The organism is Dermatobacter hominis (genome assembly GCF_020715685.1).
GTDB classification, from domain to species: Bacteria; Actinomycetota; Acidimicrobiia; order Acidimicrobiales; family Microtrichaceae; genus Dermatobacter; species Dermatobacter hominis.
Genome location: NZ_CP085840.1, coordinates 2,598,630 through 2,615,834 on the forward strand (window position 1 = coordinate 2,598,630; position 17,205 = coordinate 2,615,834).

The 17,205-nt window shown below is 72.1% G+C and carries 16 protein-coding genes and 1 tRNA gene; 8 read left to right on the forward strand and 9 right to left on the reverse strand.

Annotated elements, in window-relative coordinates; translation table 11 throughout:
* Positions 1-3: 3 nt before the first annotated feature.
* From LH044_RS12250 to LH044_RS12260, 3 genes are all read right to left on the reverse strand, one after another.
* Positions 4-615, reverse strand: a complete 612-nt coding sequence (locus tag LH044_RS12250) for a nucleotide exchange factor GrpE (protein ID WP_227755871.1) — start codon at positions 613-615, stop codon at positions 4-6.
* The gene (gene dnaK / locus LH044_RS12255; protein WP_227755872.1) at positions 612-2,459 is read right to left on the reverse strand and encodes a molecular chaperone DnaK; all 1,848 of its coding nucleotides are present in this window, start codon (positions 2,457-2,459) and stop codon (positions 612-614) included. The genes LH044_RS12250 and dnaK overlap by 4 nt, the downstream gene beginning before the upstream one ends.
* Positions 2,460-2,910: 451 nt before the next feature.
* Complete coding sequence (locus LH044_RS12260) at positions 2,911-3,966, reverse strand: glycosyltransferase family 2 protein (protein WP_227755873.1); 1,056 nt, start codon at positions 3,964-3,966, stop codon at positions 2,911-2,913.
* A gap of 154 nt (positions 3,967-4,120) precedes the next feature.
* Here LH044_RS12260 and LH044_RS12265 point away from each other — a divergent pair, with 154 nt between their 5' ends.
* The gene (locus LH044_RS12265) at positions 4,121-4,882 is read left to right on the forward strand and encodes a phosphoglyceromutase (protein WP_227755874.1); all 762 of its coding nucleotides are present in this window, start codon (positions 4,121-4,123) and stop codon (positions 4,880-4,882) included.
* Positions 4,883-4,989: 107 nt separating this feature from the next.
* Here LH044_RS12265 and LH044_RS12270 read toward each other — a convergent pair whose 3' ends face one another.
* Positions 4,990-5,793, reverse strand: coding sequence for a ParA family protein (locus LH044_RS12270; RefSeq protein WP_227755875.1), 804 nt, complete (start codon positions 5,791-5,793; stop codon positions 4,990-4,992).
* Between the two features lie 214 nt (positions 5,794-6,007).
* Here LH044_RS12270 and LH044_RS12275 point away from each other — a divergent pair, with 214 nt between their 5' ends.
* From LH044_RS12275 to LH044_RS12285, 3 genes are all read left to right on the forward strand, one after another.
* Entirely contained in the window at positions 6,008-6,427 is a 420-nt protein-coding gene (locus tag LH044_RS12275) for a Crp/Fnr family transcriptional regulator (RefSeq protein WP_227755876.1), read from the forward strand.
* A gap of 91 nt (positions 6,428-6,518) precedes the next feature.
* Positions 6,519-8,795, forward strand: a complete 2,277-nt coding sequence (locus LH044_RS12280; protein ID WP_227755877.1) for a heterodisulfide reductase-related iron-sulfur binding cluster — start codon at positions 6,519-6,521, stop codon at positions 8,793-8,795.
* Positions 8,796-8,827: 32 nt separating this feature from the next.
* On the forward strand, positions 8,828-9,187 hold the full coding sequence (locus tag LH044_RS12285; protein WP_227755878.1) for a hypothetical protein: 360 nt from the start codon (positions 8,828-8,830) through the stop codon (positions 9,185-9,187).
* A gap of 89 nt (positions 9,188-9,276) precedes the next feature.
* On the opposite strand, the gene dcd is transcribed toward LH044_RS12285, so the two are convergent.
* Positions 9,277-9,843, reverse strand: a complete 567-nt coding sequence (gene dcd / locus LH044_RS12290) for a dCTP deaminase (protein ID WP_227755879.1) — start codon at positions 9,841-9,843, stop codon at positions 9,277-9,279.
* Positions 9,844-9,979: 136 nt separating this feature from the next.
* Between dcd and LH044_RS12295 the strand changes: the two genes are divergently transcribed.
* A tRNA-Gly gene (locus tag LH044_RS12295) sits at positions 9,980-10,050 on the forward strand.
* Between the two features lie 52 nt (positions 10,051-10,102).
* On the opposite strand, the gene LH044_RS12300 is transcribed toward LH044_RS12295, so the two are convergent.
* From LH044_RS12300 to pnuC, 3 genes are all read right to left on the reverse strand, one after another.
* The gene (locus LH044_RS12300; protein WP_227755880.1) at positions 10,103-10,564 is read right to left on the reverse strand and encodes a VOC family protein; all 462 of its coding nucleotides are present in this window, start codon (positions 10,562-10,564) and stop codon (positions 10,103-10,105) included.
* A gap of 121 nt (positions 10,565-10,685) precedes the next feature.
* A complete protein-coding gene (locus LH044_RS12305; protein ID WP_227755881.1) occupies positions 10,686-11,321 on the reverse strand; it encodes a heme-binding domain-containing protein in 636 nt (211 codons plus the stop codon).
* Positions 11,322-11,433: 112 nt separating this feature from the next.
* A complete protein-coding gene (gene pnuC, locus LH044_RS12310; protein ID WP_227755882.1) occupies positions 11,434-12,096 on the reverse strand; it encodes a nicotinamide riboside transporter PnuC in 663 nt (220 codons plus the stop codon).
* A 34-nt stretch (positions 12,097-12,130) separates the two neighbouring features.
* Between pnuC and LH044_RS12315 the strand changes: the two genes are divergently transcribed.
* Both LH044_RS12315 and LH044_RS12320 read left to right on the forward strand, forming a co-directional pair.
* The gene (locus tag LH044_RS12315; protein WP_227755883.1) at positions 12,131-13,075 is read left to right on the forward strand and encodes an alcohol dehydrogenase catalytic domain-containing protein; all 945 of its coding nucleotides are present in this window, start codon (positions 12,131-12,133) and stop codon (positions 13,073-13,075) included.
* A 57-nt stretch (positions 13,076-13,132) separates the two neighbouring features.
* Positions 13,133-14,926: a lipase family protein gene (locus tag LH044_RS12320; RefSeq protein ID WP_227755884.1), complete on the forward strand. Its 1,794-nt coding sequence runs from the start codon at positions 13,133-13,135 to the stop codon at positions 14,924-14,926.
* A gap of 18 nt (positions 14,927-14,944) precedes the next feature.
* On the opposite strand, the gene LH044_RS12325 is transcribed toward LH044_RS12320, so the two are convergent.
* Positions 14,945-15,835: an N-acyl homoserine lactonase family protein gene (locus LH044_RS12325; protein WP_227755885.1), complete on the reverse strand. Its 891-nt coding sequence runs from the start codon at positions 15,833-15,835 to the stop codon at positions 14,945-14,947.
* Positions 15,836-15,997: 162 nt separating this feature from the next.
* Between LH044_RS12325 and LH044_RS12330 the strand changes: the two genes are divergently transcribed.
* Complete coding sequence (locus LH044_RS12330) at positions 15,998-17,191, forward strand: winged helix DNA-binding domain-containing protein (protein ID WP_227755886.1); 1,194 nt, start codon at positions 15,998-16,000, stop codon at positions 17,189-17,191.
* Positions 17,192-17,205: the final 14 nt, after the last annotated feature.

The following is a 17,205-nucleotide window of genomic DNA, read 5'->3' on the forward strand; positions in this document are numbered from 1 at the left end:
CGGTCAGCCCTTCACCTTGACCATCGCCGGCCGCACCACGTGGTCGTTCCACAGGTAGCCGGCGCGGAGCACCTCAACGACGACGGACTCGCCGTCGCCCTCCTCGTGCATGACGGCCTCGTGGACGTTCGGGTCGAACTCCACGTCGGTGTCGGCGACCTTCACCAGGCCGCGCTTGGTCAGGGTCGACTCCAGCTGCGACTGGACGGGGGCCACGTCGGTGTGGCCCTGGGCCAGCGCGGCGTCGCAGGCGTCGAGCACGGGGAGGAGGTCGCGGACGAGCTCCACCGCCGCGAGGGCGCGCTGCTCGGCGCGCTGGACCTCGACGCGGCGCTTGTAGTTGTCGAAGTCGGCCTTCACGCGCTGCACGAGGTCGCGCAGCTCGTCGCGCTCGGTCTCGACCCGCTGGGCGAACTCGACGGCCTCGACGACGGCCTCCTCGGCGCTCTGGCCGAGGTCGTCCGCGCCGGCGGCCGCGAGGTCAAGGTCGACGTCGACCCGATCCGCGATCTCCTCGGCGGTCAGGCCGTCGGTGGAGAGGTCGTCCTCGACGACCTCTCCCACCGCGACCTCGTCGTCGGACGGGTAGCCAGCGGCTCCGGCGTTGGAGCTCACTTGCCCTCCTCGTCGACGATCTCGGCGTCGACCACCTCGTCGTCGGAGGGGCCGGCCTCGGGACCGGCGCCACCGGCGGCACCGGCGCCACCCGCGGCCTCGTCCTTGGCGGCCTGCTCGTAGAGCAGCTGGGACAGCTTCTGGCTGGCCGCCATCAGGCTCTCGGACGCGGTGTTCATGCGGTCGAGGTCACCGCCGTTGAGGGCCTCCTTGAGCTCGGCGAGGGCCGACTCGACCGACGCCTTCTCGACCTCGTCGACCTTGTCGCCCTGCTCCCGGAGGATCTTCTCGGTCTGGTACACGAGCGTGTCGGCCCGGTTCCGGACGTCGGCCTCCTCCTTGCGGCGGCGGTCCTCCTCGGCGTGCGACTCGGCGTCGCGCACCATCTGGTCGATCTGGTCCTTGGACAGCGAGGACTGCCCGGTGATCGTGATCGACTGCTCCTTGTTGGTGGCCCGGTCCTTGGCGGACACGTTCACGATGCCGTTGGCGTCGATGTCGAACGTGACCTCGATCTGCGGCACGCCACGAGGGGCGAGGGGCAGGTCGACGAGCTGGAACTTGCCGAGCGTCTTGTTGAAGTCGGCCATCTCGCGCTCGCCCTGGAGGACGTGGATCTCCACCGAGGGCTGGTTGTCCTCGGCCGTGGTGAACACCTCGGTCTTCTTGGTGGGGATCGTGGTGTTGCGCTCGATGAGCTTGGTCATCACGCCGCCCTTGGTCTCGATGCCGAGCGACAGCGGGGTGACGTCGAGGAGCAGCACGTCCTTCACGTCGCCCTTCAGCACGCCCGCCTGGATGGCGGCGCCCATGGCGACGACCTCGTCGGGGTTCACGCCCTTGTGGGGCTCGCGACCGGTGAGGCTCTCGACGAGCTCCTGGACGGCGGGCATGCGGGTGGAGCCGCCGACCATGATCACGTGGTCGACCTGCTCCTTCGAGATGCCGGCGTCCTTGATGGCCTGCTCGAACGGCACCTTGCACCGCTCGATCAGGTCGGCGGTCATCTCCTGGAACTTGGCCCGCGACAGGTTGTAGTCGAGGTGGAGGGGACCGGCGTCGGTGGCGGTGATGAACGGCAGGTTGATCTGCGTCTGCGCCACCTGTGACAGCTCGATCTTGGCCTTCTCGGCGGCCTCCTTCAGGCGCTGGAGGGCCATCTTGTCGTTGCCGAGGTCGACGCCGTGGTCGCCCTTGAACGAGTCGACGAGCCAGTCGATGACGCGCTGGTCCCAGTCGTCGCCGCCCAGGCTGGTGTCGCCGTGGGTGGACTTCACCTCGAAGACGCCGTCGCCGATCTCCAGGACCGAGACGTCGAAGGTGCCGCCGCCGAGGTCGAACACCAGGATCGTCTGGTCCTCGGCCTCCTTGTCCATGCCGTAGGCCAGCGCGGCCGCGGTCGGCTCGTTGATGATGCGCAGCACCTCGAGGCCCGCGATCTGACCGGCCTCCTTGGTGGCGGTCCGCTGGGCGTCGTCGAAGTACGCCGGCACCGTGATCACCGCCTGGGTGACGGTGTCGCCCAGGTAGGACTCCGCGTCGCGCTTGAGCTTCATGAGGATGCGCGCCGAGATCTCCTGCGGCGTGTACTTCTTGCCGTCGATCTCGATGTCCCAGTTGGTGCCGATGTGGCGCTTGACGGAACGGATCGTGCGATCGGCGTTGGTGACGGCCTGGCGCTTCGCGACCTCGCCGACGAGCACCTCGCCGTCCTTGGCGAACGCGACGACCGACGGCGTGGTGCGCGCGCCCTCGGCGTTGGGGATGACGACGGCGTCACCGGCCTCGAGGGCGCTGACGACGGAGTTGGTCGTACCGAGATCGATACCGACGGCCTTGGGCATGTGGGGGTCTCGCTTTCTGTCTCTCTTGGAGAATGAGGCTCTTGCTCTCTCGGAGGACGAGGCTCGGGGAGGGCTCGAGGTTCCGGTGGGACGCGGCTCCGGCGGAGCCCGCCGCCGGAGGGGCGGCGTGTCGCTGTCGTGTGGTTCGGAGCGGCCGGTCCGACCGGGTGTGCGATGTGCGGGGGACCTGCTCGCCTGGGGCTCAGGCTAGAGGGGGTTCCGGCCATCGGGGCCACTCGTGACAGATCGCAGTGTAACAAAGTTGAGCGTTGCGTTATCAGGTCGACGCCGGATGCGGCGGATCTGCTGACGGGACGCTCAGGATCTGGCCCCGCCCCCGTGCCGATCCGGGACGTGCGAGCCCGCGACGGCGTGAACCCGTCTCCGGATCTGGGGCGCGCCGGATCAGGGCCGCTCCGGATCAGGGTCGCGCCGGATGGGGCGTCCCGGATCAGGGGGTGAAGGTGCCCTCGCGGCGCAGGCGGTCGAGCGGCAGCCGTCCCAGCGCCCGACGCGCGTGCTCGTTCACCGACCGCACGGCCCGGAACCCGCGGTCCCCGGCCGCCCGCAGCGACCACGCGGCGGCACCGAGGCGCCAGTAGTCGCCGGAGCGTCGCACCTCGGGAGCGTGGCGGGCGGCGGAGCGCCGGTAGGCCAGGGCGCGCGGGGCGTCGCGGAGGTCGGCGAGGCTGTGCCACGCCAGCACGATCTCGGCGCGGGCGGTCGCCTGCGGGCGCAGCGCCTGGCGCTCGGGCGGCTGGTCGAGGAACACCGTGTCGAGGAAGTGGTCGTAGGCCGCGTGCAACGACTCGGGGTTCGACGACGAGTTCGTGTCGTGGCGCCGGTGGTGGGCGAGCACCTCGGGGACCACGGCGACCGGGTACGACGACGCGATCCGGACCCACATCTCCCAGTCCTCGACGTCGATGGGGAACCGGTCCCGGTTGACCGCGAAGTCGCCGACGTCGTCGAACACCGCCCGGCGGACGACCGCACCCGAGCACGCGACCGGGTTGCGCGTCACGAAGCGCTCCCAGACGTCGCCCTCCCACGTCGAGACCGTGGCCCGGCCGTTGGGCCGGCCCTCGGCGTCGATGACGTCCCAGCCGCTGTAGGCCATGCCGACGCGCTCGTCGTCGAAGCAGGCCACGAGGCGGGAGAGGAAGTCGGGCTCCCAGGTGTCGTCGGAGTCGAGGAAGGCGACCAGCTCGCCGGTCGACTCGGCGATCCCGGTGTTGCGCGCCGCCGACGGCCCGGCGTTGTCCTGGCGGACCAGCCGGAGCCGAGGGTCGTCCTGGGCGGCGACCCAGCCGGCCAGGTCGTCGGTGCCGCCGTCGTCGACGAGCACGAGCTCGAGGTCGCGGTGGTCCTGGCCGAGGATCGAGGCGACCGTCTCGGGCAGGTAGGGCAGCGAGTTGTAGCAGGGCACGACGACCGACACGGCGACGTCGCGCCCGCGCCCGGACGAGCGCGCTGCGGCGCGCTCCGGCGCCTCCGACGAGGTCACGCTGCCCACCCGGCGTCCACGGAGCGGAGTGTACCGAGGGGCCGGGAAGCGCCCTCAGACCGCCGCCCGTGTGGCGACGGGCGGCGGCGCTGCGCCACCATCGGCGCCAGCGCGCCCGCCGCGGGGCGTCGACGCTCGGCCCACGGGAGACGACATGCACCAGCTCGTACTGCTCCGCCACGGCGAGAGCGAGTGGAACAAGCTCAACCTCTTCACCGGCTGGTACGACTGCGATCTGACCGAGGCGGGCCGGGCCGAGGCCGCCGCCGCCGGCGCCATGCTCACCGACGCCGGCATCGCCCCGGACGTCGTGCACACCTCGGTGCAGATCCGGGCGATCCGCACGGCGAACCTGGCGCTCGACGCGATGGACCGGCTGTGGATCCCCGTCCGGCGCAGCTGGCGGCTCAACGAGCGCCACTACGGCGACCTCACCGGGCGCAACAAGAAGGAGACGGCGGAGAAGTACGGCGACGACCAGGTGCTGGTCTGGCGCCGCAGCTACGACGTCCCGCCGCCGCCGATCGCCGCCGACAACCCCAGCAACCCGAACGACGACCCGCGCTACGCGGCGCTCCCGCCCGAGCTGGTGCCGACGGCGGAGTGCCTGGCCGACGTCGTCGACCGGATGCTCCCCTACTGGTACGACTCGATCGTGCCCGACCTCGCCGCGGGGAGCACGGTCCTGGTCGCCGCCCACGGCAACTCGCTGCGGGCGCTGGTGAAGCACCTGCTCGACATCTCCGACGACGAGATCACCGGGCTCAACATCCCGACCGGCGTGCCGCTGGCGTTCGAGCTCGACGACGAGTTCCGCCCGGCCGAGGACAAGCCGATCGAGGAGCGCTACCTCATGGACGAGGCCGCGGTGCGGGCCAAGGCCGAGGCCGTGGCCCAGCAGGCGAGCGGCGGCTGAGCGGGGAGCGGAGCAGGCGAGCGGCGGCTGACCTGCCGCTCTGTCACGCCTGGCGGTGCCGAACGGCACCGTGAGCCGGGACAGAGCGGGGTGGGGCCGCCGCCCGGTCAGCCGACGTCGGCGGACTGCGCGGCGATCGAGGTGAGGTCGATCACCGAGCCGGCCGGCGGGGCCAGGTCGAGCCGGTCCTCGACCTCGGCCCACAGGCGCCGGTAGGCGACCGCGGCCAGGTTGAGCGGCGAGGCCAGCACGGCCGGGATCTGCTCCATGCCCATGCGCTCGACCGACGACGACACCGGGACGGCGCTGAGCGCGAACCGCTGGTCGGCGCGCACCTGGGCCACGACCTGCCGGTGCAGGACCTTGCGCTCGTCGATCATCGACAGGAACGCGAGCAGCGGCAGGCCCGGGCGGTGGACGTCGACGAACTCCTGCAGCTGGTCGAGGCTGCGGACCGACAGCGGGGCCGGGACGACGGGCGCGAGCACCAGGTCCGTGGCGGCGACGACCGACTCGGTCACGATGCCGAGGCCCGGAGCGCAGTCGAGGATCACGACGTCGTAGGTGCGGTCCAGCGGGCGGAGCAGCTTGCGGATCACGCGGTCGGGCCACCGGCGCGCCGACAGCACGGTGTCGACGACCCGGAACGACGGGTCCGCGGGGAGCAGGTCGAGCCGGAGGTGGTCGGTGGTGCGGATGAAGGTGTCGAGTCCCCGCTTCCCGCCGAGCAGGCGTACCGCGCCGCCCTTGACCTTGGCCCGGGCCCGGTAGCAGTGGGTCGCCGCGCCCTGGGGGTCGAGGTCCCACAGCAGCGTCCGGTAGCCCGCGGCGGACGAGAGCATGGCCAGGTTGACCGCGGCAGCGGTCTTGCCCACCCCACCCTTCGCTCCCGCGACGGCGACGACCCTCATCCAACGCTCCCTGCTCGATCCGAGCTCACCTGCCCGCCGGCGCACCCTGACCGCCTCGCTGCGGCGGAGCGGGGCGGGCGACGGCCGGAGCACGTGGTGCTCCCCAACGGCCCCCATTCAACCCGACCCGGGAGGGGCGCGCCGCGATCCCGGCCGGCGGCGGGCGCCCGCGATGGGCGACGCGGGGCGAGCGCCGGACCATAGGCTCGCCCGCGTGTCGCAGCTCACGGACCACCTCCTGCGCATCCCCCTGTTCTCGGGGTGCTCGCCCAAGGACCTCGAGCGGCTGGCCCGGGCCACCGACGAGGTGACGCTCGACGCCGGGACGACGCTGACCCGCCAGGGCGACATCGGCCGCGAGGCCTTCGTGCTCCTCAGCGGCGAGGCCGAGGTGCAGCGCGACGGTGCGACCGTCGCCCGCGTGGGCCCCGGCAGCGTGATCGGCGAGCTGGCGCTGCTCGACGGCGGGCCCCGGTCCGCGACCGTGGTCGCCACCACGCCGGTCGAGGTGCTGGTGCTCACCCGGCCCGCGTTCAACGGCGTGCTCGACGAGATCCCGACGCTGGCCCACCGGCTCCTGGTCGCGCTCGCCCGGCGGCTCCGCGCGGCCGAGGACCTGACGCACCTGAACTGAGCCCGGCTCGATCTGCGGTCCCCGGACCGCTCTGACGACCCGTCAGGACTTCACGGAGGCCACGACCCGCCGACTAGGTTCCAGATCGTCTATGAGCGCCACCGACACCACCACCGACGCCGAACACCGAACCGACGACGCCGCACCGGTGCCGGGTCCGAAGCGGCTCCAGCCGCACCAGATCTCGATCCTGATCGGCATCGTGATCGCGCTGATCACGGTCGGCTCGGGCATCGCCGCGTCGACGCTGCAGTTCCACGACGACGCCGAGGTGCAGCGCGAGGTCTTCGGGGGCATCCCGGGGGCGCTCAAGTTCGCGTTCTACGTGGTCATCCCGATCATGTTCATCTTCGGTGCGGTCATGTTCGCCAACCGGGTCCGGAACTGGGAGCGCGGCGCCCCCGACCGCCGGTCGATCACGCCGAAGAACGCCAAGAAGCGCCTCGAGCGGCTGCGTGCCGGCCTCTACATGCAGACCCTGCTGCGCGACCCCGCCGCCGGGATCATGCACTCCATGATCTACTTCGGCTTCCTGGTGCTCCTGGCGGTCACCTCGATCCTGGAGCTCAACCACCAGCTCCCCGAGTCGCTGAAGTTCCTGAACGGCAAGGTCTACGAGGCCTTCTCGTTCATCGGTGACCTGGGCGGCGCGGTGTTCGTCATCGGCGTGACCTGGGCGATCGTGCGCCGCTACATCCAGCGCCCGTACCGGATCCGCATCAAGTCCAAGCCCGAGCACGCGGTCATCCTCGGCATCCTCTTCGCAATCGGGGTGACGGGCTTCCTGGCCGAGGGCTTCCGCATCGCCGAGACGGACTTCCCGAGCTTCGAGAAGTGGAGCTTCATCGGCTACCCGCTGGCGCTCGCGCTGCAGAACGTGCCCGACCTCGACACCTGGCACCAGGTCGCCTGGACGGTCCACGTGCTCACGTTCGTGGCCTTCCTCGTGATCCTGCCGGTGACCATGCTGCGGCACATCTTCACCTCGCCGCTGAACATGTACCTGTCCGAGAAGGACCGCCCGAAGGGCGCCATGAAGGCGATGCCGAACCTCATGGAGACCGAGCTCGAGAGCTTCGGCGCCTACCGGGTGGAGGACTTCACCTGGAAGCAGCTGCTCGACACCGACGCCTGCACGATGTGCGGCCGCTGCACCTCCGTGTGCCCGGCGCACGCCACGGGCAAGCCGCTCGACCCGCGCGAGATCGTGCTGAAGACCGGCGAGGTCATGGCCGCCACCGGCAGCCCGGTCGTGTCGCCCCCGATCGGCGTCGACAAGGACATCAAGGTCGACGCCGACCTCCTGTTCGAGCGCATCACCTCCGAGGAGGTATGGGCCTGCACGTCGTGCAAGGCGTGCGACGAGAACTGCCCGGTCAACATCGAGATCCTCGACAAGATCCTCGACATGCGCCGCTACCTGACGCTGATGGAGTCGGACTTCCCGACCGAGCTCGGCAACGCCTACCGGGCGATGGAGAACTCGGGCAACCCGTGGGGCATGAGCCAGGGCGAGCGCGCCGACTGGGCGAAGGACCTCGACGGCATCAACGTCATCGACGGCAGCGACCCGCTGACCGCCGAGTACCTCTACTGGGTCGGCTGCGCCGGGTCCTTCGACGACAAGAACAAGAAGGTCACCCAGGCGATGGCCAAGCTGCTGCAGCGGGCGGAGATCAGCTTCGCCGTCCTCGGCCCGGCCGAGAACTGCACCGGCGACCCGGCCCGCCGCTCGGGCAACGAGTACATCTTCCAGATGCTGGCCATGCAGAACATCGAGACGCTCGACGGCATGGGCGTGCGGAAGATCATCACGCAGTGCCCGCACTGCTTCAACACGCTGAAGAACGAGTACCCGCAGCTCGGCGGCCACTACGAGGTCGTGCACCACAGCCAGTTCCTCGAGGAGCTGATCGACACCGGCCGGCTCGACCTGTCGGGCGCCAAGCTCGAGGAGCGGGTCGTGTACCACGACTCGTGCTACCTGGGTCGCCACAACGACGTGTACCTCGCGCCCCGCAACGTGATCGGCCGGCTCGCCGGCATCGAGATCGTCGAGGCCGGCCGCAGCGGCACGAAGGGCATGTGCTGCGGCGCCGGCGGCGCCCGCATGTGGATGGAGGAGCACATCGGCAAGCAGGTGAACGTGGAGCGCTCGCAGGAGCTGATCGCCACGGGCGCCACGCGCATCGCCACCGCGTGCCCCTTCTGCTACGTGATGATCGACGACGGCGTGAAGGCGCAGGGCGTCGAGGACGACGAGCTCAAGGTCGGCGACCTCGCCATGCACGTGCTCGAGGCGCTCGAGAACGCCGAGCCCCTCGCGCAGCCGCCCATGCAGGAGGCCGTCGAGGCGGCCGAGGGCTGACGCCCTCGCGGTCGGCCGAGGCGGGCGGTCCGGTGGCGGCCCTGGGATCGGTCCTGGTGGTCGCCGCGGCGGCCGACGACCCGGCCGCCGCGCTGATCGCCGAGGTGCTCGGCGACTCGGGCGCCGAGGTGGCGGTCACGGCGTCAGCGGTCGACGCGGCGGTCGCGGTGCAGCAGGACGGCTCGCCGACGCTCGTGGTCACGACGCCGGCGACGTCGCTCGTCGCCGACCTGCGCGGCTCGGCGTCGCGCCGCCAGCGCGACGCCGCGGTCGTGGTGGTCGTGGACTCGCCCGACGACGCCGACGCCGCCCTCACCGCCGGCGCCGACTCGGTGCTCGTCCGGCCGGTGGAGGCGGAACGCCTCGTGGAGGCCATCGCCCAGCTCACCTGACCCCGTCCGGGATATAGGGGTGCACAGCGACAACCCTTGTCGCGATCCCGACACCAGAAATCGCCGGCGGGCTCAGGGTGCCCGGCGCGTCAGGTGTCGAAGTTCTTCCAGTACTGGCTCGGGGTGGGGCCGACCTGGCCGGAGTACTTCGAGCCGAGGCCGCCGGAGCCGTAGGGGTGCTCGGCGGGGCCGTCCATGCGCAGGAACGAGATCTGGCCGACCTTCATGCCGGGGTAGAGCGTGATCGGCAGGGTGGCGACGTTCGACAGCTCGAGCGTGATGTGGCCCTCGAAGCCGGCGTCGACGAACCCTGCCGTCGAGTGGATGACGAGGCCCAGGCGGGCGAGCGAGCTCTTGCCCTCGATGCGGGCAACGAGGTCGTCGGGGATCCGCACCCGCTCCGACGTCGAGCCGAGCACGAACTCGCCCGGGTGGAGGATGAACGGCTGGTCGTCCTCGATGCGGACCATCTCGGTCAGGTCCGAGAGGTCCTCCTTCACGTCGATCACGGGCCGGGTGTGGCTGCGGAAGACGAGGAAGCGATCGTCCAGCCGCACGTCGATCGAGCTGGGCTGGATCATGGCCGGGTCGTACGGCTCGATCCCGATGCGGCCGGCCTCGATCTCGGCGCGGATGGTCCGGTCGGAGAGGATCACGCCCGAACGGTAGCCGTCGCCGGTCGGGGCTCCGGCAGCCCGGCGGGCGCCGCAGCGGGATCGGCTACGGTGTCCACCCGCTGCGGTCCGCCGCACCGCGCCGGTTCGTAGGCGCAGCGCCCGGACGGCAAGTTACGCGGGTGTAGTTCAATGGTAGAACATCAGCTTCCCAAGCTGAATACGGGAGTTCGATTCTCCTCACCCGCTCTGACCGAGACCCCCGCTCCGGCGGGGGTCTCGTCGTGAGGGAGCGAACAGATCAGCCGCTCCCGGTGGACCGGTACGCGGGCCACGGGCTGACCGTCTCGCAGCCGAACTCCTCCGGTGCCACGTCGGCGACGACCTCCGCGAACTGCCAGCGGTGGCCCGCGGGGTCCTCGAGGGTGCAGTCCCGCTCGCCGTACTCCCGGTCGACCGGCGCTTCCACCACGACGGCGCCGTGGTCCCGGGCCCGTGCGAAGGCGGTATCGACGTCGGGCACCCGGACCCGCACGGTGTGGGTGGTCCCGCCCGGCGCCGGTGCACGTCGGTCGGCGCCGACGTCGGCGACGATCACCGCCCCGTCGTCGCCGACGGCCATCTGGGCCCGATGGCTCGCGCCGATCCGCGTGCGCTCGACGAAGCCGAACGCCTCGGTCAGGAAGGTCACCGCGGCCCGCACGTCCGGGTACACCAGGATCGGCACGACCGTCGCGGGCGGGACCGAGCGATTGACCTCCATCGGCGCTGCCTCCCCGTGATCGGCCGGCTCGGACCGACTGCTGCGGTCCGCCCGCCGGCCGTGGCCGGCTCCTGGCTCACATCGTGTCCCATCTCGGGCCGGCGTTCGTGCCCGCCCTGGCTCAGTCGTCGGAGAGGCCCGGGGTCCGGCGCAGCCCGTCGACCAGCTCCTGGCGTTCCGCCTCGGTGAGCGACGCCTCGGGGTGCAGGCCGAACCGGGTGAAGTACGGCGGCGGCATCTCTCCCTCGAGCACGACCTCGACCGACTCCTCGGCGTCGCCGGGATCGGTGGCGAACTCGGAGAAGTTCACCTCGTCGCGCGCCGCGGCGACGTGGCCCTCAAGCATCCACGAGATCGGTGCCACCGAGGCGTAGGCCGGGTACTCGACCTCGTTCGAGTGGCACGAGTAGCAGGCGGCGACCACGAGCTCCCGAGTCCGGGCGTCGGCCCACTGCGGCTCGCCGGTCGCCGGCGGGTTCGAGTGCGAGCGGCCGTACGGCACCAGCTGGATGACGAGCAGCGTGACGAGGCCGGCGAGGGCGACGGCGACCAGGCCCATCCGCCCCGCCCAGGCCGGTGACCGGCGGGCGACCGGCAGCCGGCGCAGCCACAGCCACCAGAGCAGGACCGCCACGACGCCGACCGCCACGAGCAGTCCGACGGTGATGACCACCGGCATCCCGACGTAGGCGGACAGCAGCACGGCGGCGAGGCACCCGCCGGCCAGCACGACCGTGACGATCGGATGCGCTCGCACCCGCAGACCGTACCCACGGCGCTCGCGTCGGAGTCCGGCCGACGCCGTGCCGGTCGGGGCCGGGGATCGCTCCGGCCGGGGGCGTCGGCCCGAGAGCGTCGGCCCGACCGCGTCAGCCGATCGCGGGGGTCACCTCCGCACCGGGCTCCTCTCCCGAGCGCATGAGGCGGGTCCAGTCGATCAGACCGAGGACCGACATCACGGCGAACACCCCGTAGAGGATCGCCGTCGGGTACAGCTCGCGGTCGACGTGCAGCGGGATGCTCACCACGTTGAAGGCGATCCAGTACCACCACGCCTCGAGCCACTTGCGGGCCTGGGCGTAGACGGCCTGCACGCTCAGCACCATCGTCAGCGAGTCGAGCAGCGGCGTCGGCGAGTCGGTCCACCCGGCGAGGACGACCGTCCACGCCGCGCAGAGCGCCACGCCGCCGACGTTCAGCCACACCCACTCCCACGACCGCATCCGCCGGATGTGGAGCAGCTCCTGGCGCTCGCCGTGGCGCGCGCTCCACTCCCACCAGCCGTAGGCGCTCAACCCGATGAAGACGACCTGCAGGAAGACGTTGGCGTACAGCTTCACGTCGGCGAAGAGCACGATGAAGCACAGCGCGTTCAGGATCCCGAGCGGCCAGTTCCAGACGTCGTCCTTGACCGCGAGCCAGATCGACGCCAGCGCCAGGAGGTTGGCCAGCACCTCCGCCCACGTGATGTCGACGCCCCACACGTGCACCGCGGACGCGGTCAACCAGTCCACCAACGACGTCAGGCCCATGACCCACCCAGTCTGGTCGCGCGACGATCGGCGGGTGCACGCGGTGACGATCGTCGACGGGACCCTCCACTGGAAGGAGCGGCCGGACCCCGAACCGGGCGCCGGGGAGGTGCTCGTCGCCGTCCGCTCCGCCGGCCTCAACGCCGCCGACCTGCTCCAGCTCGCCGGCTTCTACCCCGCCCCGCCGGGATCGCCGCCGGACGTGCCGGGGATGGAGTTCGCCGGCGAGGTCGTCGCCCTGGGCCCCGGCGCGACCCGCTACCGGGTCGGTGACCGGGTGATGGCCGTGGTGGGCGGCGGCGCGCAGGCCGAGCTGGCCGTCGTGCACGAACGCTGCGCGATCCGGGTCCCCGACGCGCTCGACCCGGTGGCGGCCGGAGGGTTCCCCGAGGCGTTCACGACGGCGCACGATGCGGTGTTCACCCAGGCCCAGCTCGGCGTCGGCGAGTCGCTCTGCGTCCATGGCGCCGCCGGGGGCGTCGGGGTCGCGGCCGTGCAGCTCGGCGTGGCCGCCGGCGCCCGCGTAGTCGGCACGGTCCGCAACCCCGCGCTGCGTGACCGCGTCGCCGAGCTCGGCGCCACCGCCGTCGAGACCGAGGGCTTCGGCCAGCACGGTCCGTTCGACGTCGTGCTGGAGCTGATCGGTGGCCCCAACCTGCGCGAGGACATCAGCTCGCTCGCGATCGGCGGGCGCATCGCCATCATCGGCGTCGGCGGCGGGCCGAAGGCCGAGATCAGCCTGCTCGACCTCATGGCGGTCCGAGGTCGGATCCACGGCTCGACGCTGCGAGCCCGGCCGCTCGAGCAGAAGGCCGCGGCCGCTGCGGCGGTCGACCGCCACGTCCTCCCGCTGGTGGACCGCGGCCTCGCCACCGTCCCCGTCGAGGCGACCTTCCCGATGGCCGAGGCCGCTGCGGCGTACGAGCACTTCCGAGCCGGCGGCAAGTTCGGCAAGGTCGTGCTCACGTCCGAGGCCTGAGCCAGACCCGCCCGGCGGTTCACCGGTCCGAGCGGTCCCCACCGGCATGCTGTTGGGATGCGTGTCCCCTCCCGCGTCGTCGTCATCGCCGTTGCCGTCCTCACCGTCACCACCGGCCTCGTGGCCTGCACCCGCGACCCGCAGGTCGAGGGGCTGCCCACCCAGCTCCCGCTCGACGGCCCCACGACGACCGTCCCGGTGCCGGTCGCCGCACCGCCGTGCATCCAGTCGCCGGACGGCGTCGGCGAGGAGCCGCCGGCGGGCTCGCGGCCCGGCGACCTGATCGCGAGCTACGAGCTGGACGGCCAGTACAAGGACTCCGCCGGGTTCCCGACCGACGCCCACGCCTGGCGCATCTCGTACGTCACGACCGGCTACGACGAGGACGACCTCCAGATCGTCTGCGGCATGGCCGCCGCCCCCAAGACCGGACCGGGACGCTTCGACGGCTCCGGCCGGATGCTGGCCTGGTCGCACGGCACGTCGGGCCTCCAGCAGGCCTGCCTCCCGTCGCTCGCCCCCGAGAAGTCGCTGTGGGGCCAGATGTCCGACGGCATCAACGCCATCGGCTGGGGCAGCGGGTTCGGCGCCCGGAAGGGCGAGCCGCGCGACGGGGCGCTGCAGACCGCCCTCGACCGGGGTTGGGTCGTCTCCGCCACCGACTACCAACCGAACGACACCTACGTGGTCGGCCGCATCGCCGCGGCCGACGTCATCGACGCGGCACGGGCGACGACCCAGCTCATGGAGCGGACGTTCGGCCCGGCCGTGCCCGACGACTACGACACGATCACGTGGGGCCACTCCCAGGGCGGCCACGCCGCGCTGTGGGCCGGGCAGCTGATGGACACCTACCAGGAGGCCGCCCCGAACGCCGACGCCGCGACCCTCCACCTCTCCGGCGTCGCCGCGCTGGCCCCGGCGTCCAACTTCGTCGTCCAGCCGGAGCGCCAGGGCATCGAGGCGGGCAACGGGCTGGCCGACTGGGAGATGCACACCTCGATCGAGGTCGTCGGCCTCCCGATCCCGGCGCTCGAGCTGCAGGTCGGGCCCGTGCTCTTCTCCTACATCTTCGGCTCGTGGGCCGTCCTGTCGGCGCGGGGCACGCCGTCCGACGACGCCGCCACGCCGGCCTTCCCGCCCGAGCACGCGGATCTCGACCTCACCGCCATCACCACGACGGCGGGCGCGACGACCGTCGCCCAGCTCGCCCCGCTGTGCACCGTCACCGACGCCAAGCGCATCCAGAGCATCGCCGGCCCCTACCGGAACGCGGGCGTGCACAAGATGCTCGTGCCCGAGCTCTGGAACCTGCCGAAGGACTACTCGGAGGGCGAGTACTTCAAGGGCGGTTCGGACCGCGCGTGCGCCACCTCCACCGACGAGGGCCTCCAGGCCTGGTGCGCGTGGATCCGCTGGAACCTGCCCGGGCCCGACGGGGTGAACCCCTTCCCGAAGGTGCCCGAGCGCGACGGCCGACCGGTGCCGATGCTCATCGGCCAGGGCATGGACGACGTCGTCATCCACTGCCAGCCGACCGAGGGCGCGGACGACGCCGCGGTCCCCGCTGCGGCCGACTGCATGAGCGTGGCGCTCTTCGACTCGCTGCGGAAGGATGGCTACTGCCCCGCGGGCGGCGACGAGGGCCACCTCGAGCTGGCGCTGTTCCGCAAGGACGGGGCCGCCAGCCCGGCCGGCCACCTGCAGATCCCCGGGCAGATCTCCGCGGTCGGCAGCGGCAAGAGCAGCGCGGACCTCACGTTCACCGGTTCGCCCATGGAGAAGTTCATGAGCGGCGCGTTCGACGGCACGCTGCCGAACGGCTGCAGGGCCGAGGTCATGAACCCCTGATCGCCGGTGGCGACCAGCTCAGCGATGGGCGTGCCCGGCGTGCGCGGTGCTCGCGACCGCGACGGGCGCGCCGTCGATCGCCGGGAGGAACCGGGTCGGGTCCGATGCGCCCGGCCCCTGCACGCCGAGCTCGCTGGTGAACGCCGGCCACACGTCGGGGTCGTGGCCCGGGATGACCCGGTAGCCCTTCTCTGCGGCGATCGACTTGAGGCGACGGATCGCCTCGACCGCCTCCTCGACGTCGCCGGTCGCGACCGACCCCGGCGCGATCTCGTCGTCGAGCTGGACCTGCAGGTCGGCGGCGTCGAAGGCGAAGACGAACCCACCGCCGTCGGCGAGGTCGACGACGAAGCTCTGGTGCCCGACGGTGTGGCCGTACGTCGCGACGGCGGTGACGCCGGGCGCCAGCTCGACATCGCCGTCGGCGAGGCGCCAGTCGATGCGGTGGTCGTCGAAGTCCATCCGGAACAGCGCCTCGGGCTCGGGCGCGTCGAGGGCGAGCGAGTGTGCGAGCTCGCGGCGTTGCACGTGCATCGGCGCCCGCTCCGCCCACCAGCGGATGCCACCCGAGTGGTCGTAGTGGAGGTGGCTCAGGGCCACGACGGCGACGTCGTCGGGGTCGATGCCGACGTGCTCGAACGCCCGCTCGATCGAGTCGCCGTGGTCGCCGACGAGCTCGTCCTCGATGCCCATGTGGACGAGGCGACGGCGCAGCTTCTCGTCGAGCAGCACCGGCGTGTTGAACCCCGTGTCGAGCAGCATCCAGCCGCCGTCGAGCTCGAGGAGGATCCCCGGGACCGGCTCGCGCAGCCGTACGTCGTCGGCGCCGCCCTGCATGGAGATGCTGAGCGGGATGTGCTCCCAACCGAACGTGAGGGGGACGATCCTGCGCACTCCGGCTCCGGCCATGCGCGCAGGCTACGACCCCGGTGTTTCGCTGCTGTTTCGAAACGTGCGTCGCCGGTCGCCGTGCGGTCGGTCCCGGGCGCGTGGACCGATCGTGCGCCCGCACCTCCGCCGGGCCTGCGATCCTGACGGGGTGCGCCAGGTCGAGCAGCGGGATGCCGGGACGTGAGGGCCATCGACGACGCGGAGCGACGGCGGCGGCTCGCCGTCCGCCAGGCGCTCTCCCCCGCCCACCGCGCCACCGACCCGGTCGCCGCGACCCGGCGCGTCGTGGCGCTGCACGGCACCGACCCCGCGACGATCTTCATGTCGGCACGCGCCCGCGCCGCCGGCATGGAGGTCGCGGACCTGGAGGGGGCGCTGTACCGCGACCGTCACCTGGTCCGGGTGATGGCGATGCGCCGGACGATCTGGATCGTCCCCGACGACCTCGTGGGCGCGGCGATCGGCGGCCCCGGTCGGCGCGTCGCCGAGCGCGAGCGCGCCCGGTTGATCAAGGACGTCGAGTCCCACGAGCTGCGCAAGGACGGTGCCCGTTGGATCCGCCAGGCCCGGCGCCAGGTCCTGGACGTGCTGGCCGACGGTCGGTCGCTGTCGATGGACGAGATCCGGGCCGAGGCGCCTGCGCTCCGCGGCGCCATCCGCCAGGGCGTCGGCAAGCGCTGGGAGGCCGAGGCCCCGATCGGCCCGCGGGTGCTCACCTGGCTGTGGGCCGGCGGCGACGTCGTCCGGTCGACCAACGACGGGTCGTGGAGGGCGTCGCGGCCCCGGTGGGCGTCGACCGACGCCTGGCTGCCCGTGGCGCCGAACGCCGTCGACGCACCCGACGCGTGGACCGAGCTGGTCCGTCGGTACCTCGCGGCCTTCGGGCCGGCGACCGAGACCGACGTGGTGTGGTGGCTCGGCGCGAACAAGGGGATCGTGCGGGCCGCGCTCGCCGACCTCGGCGCCGAGGAGGTCGCGCTCGCCGGCGGCGCGACGGGCCTCGTCCTCCCGGGCGACGAGGGCGCCACCGTCGAGGTCGACCCGTGGGGTGCGCTCCTGCCGGGGCTCGACCCGACGACGATGGGCTGGAAGGAGCGCGCCTGGTACCTCGGCCCGCACGCGCCCGAGCTCGTCGACAACGCGGGCAACGCCGGACCGACCATCTGGTGGGACGGCCGGATCGTCGGCGGCTGGCACCAGTCCGAGGACGGCGCGATCGGCATGGTGCTCCTCGAGGACGTGGGCCACGACGCGGTCGTCGCCCTCGAGGCGCACGCGGGCGAGCTCGAGTCATGGCTCGGCGGCGACCGGGTCATGCTCCGCTTCCCGTCGCCGCTGTTCCAGCGATCGGTGGGCCGGCCGCCCTCCCGTTGACCGCCGACCGGCGC

Excerpts from the sequence above, each read along its gene's own strand:
- dnaK (WP_227755872.1), bottom strand. The coding sequence starts at position 2,459 with ATGCCCAAGGCCGTCGGTATCGATCTCGGTACGACCAACTCCGTCGTC.
- LH044_RS12265 (WP_227755874.1), top strand. The coding sequence starts at position 4,121 with ATGCACCAGCTCGTACTGCTCCGCCACGGCGAGAGCGAGTGGAACAAG.
- LH044_RS12270 (WP_227755875.1), bottom strand. The coding sequence starts at position 5,793 with ATGAGGGTCGTCGCCGTCGCGGGAGCGAAGGGTGGGGTGGGCAAGACC.
- LH044_RS12280 (WP_227755877.1), top strand. The coding sequence starts at position 6,519 with ATGAGCGCCACCGACACCACCACCGACGCCGAACACCGAACCGACGAC.
- LH044_RS12300 (WP_227755880.1), bottom strand. The coding sequence starts at position 10,564 with ATGGAGGTCAATCGCTCGGTCCCGCCCGCGACGGTCGTGCCGATCCTG.
- pnuC (WP_227755882.1), bottom strand. The coding sequence starts at position 12,096 with ATGGGCCTGACGTCGTTGGTGGACTGGTTGACCGCGTCCGCGGTGCAC.
- LH044_RS12320 (WP_227755884.1), top strand. The coding sequence starts at position 13,133 with ATGCGTGTCCCCTCCCGCGTCGTCGTCATCGCCGTTGCCGTCCTCACC.
- LH044_RS12325 (WP_227755885.1), bottom strand. The coding sequence starts at position 15,835 with ATGGCCGGAGCCGGAGTGCGCAGGATCGTCCCCCTCACGTTCGGTTGG.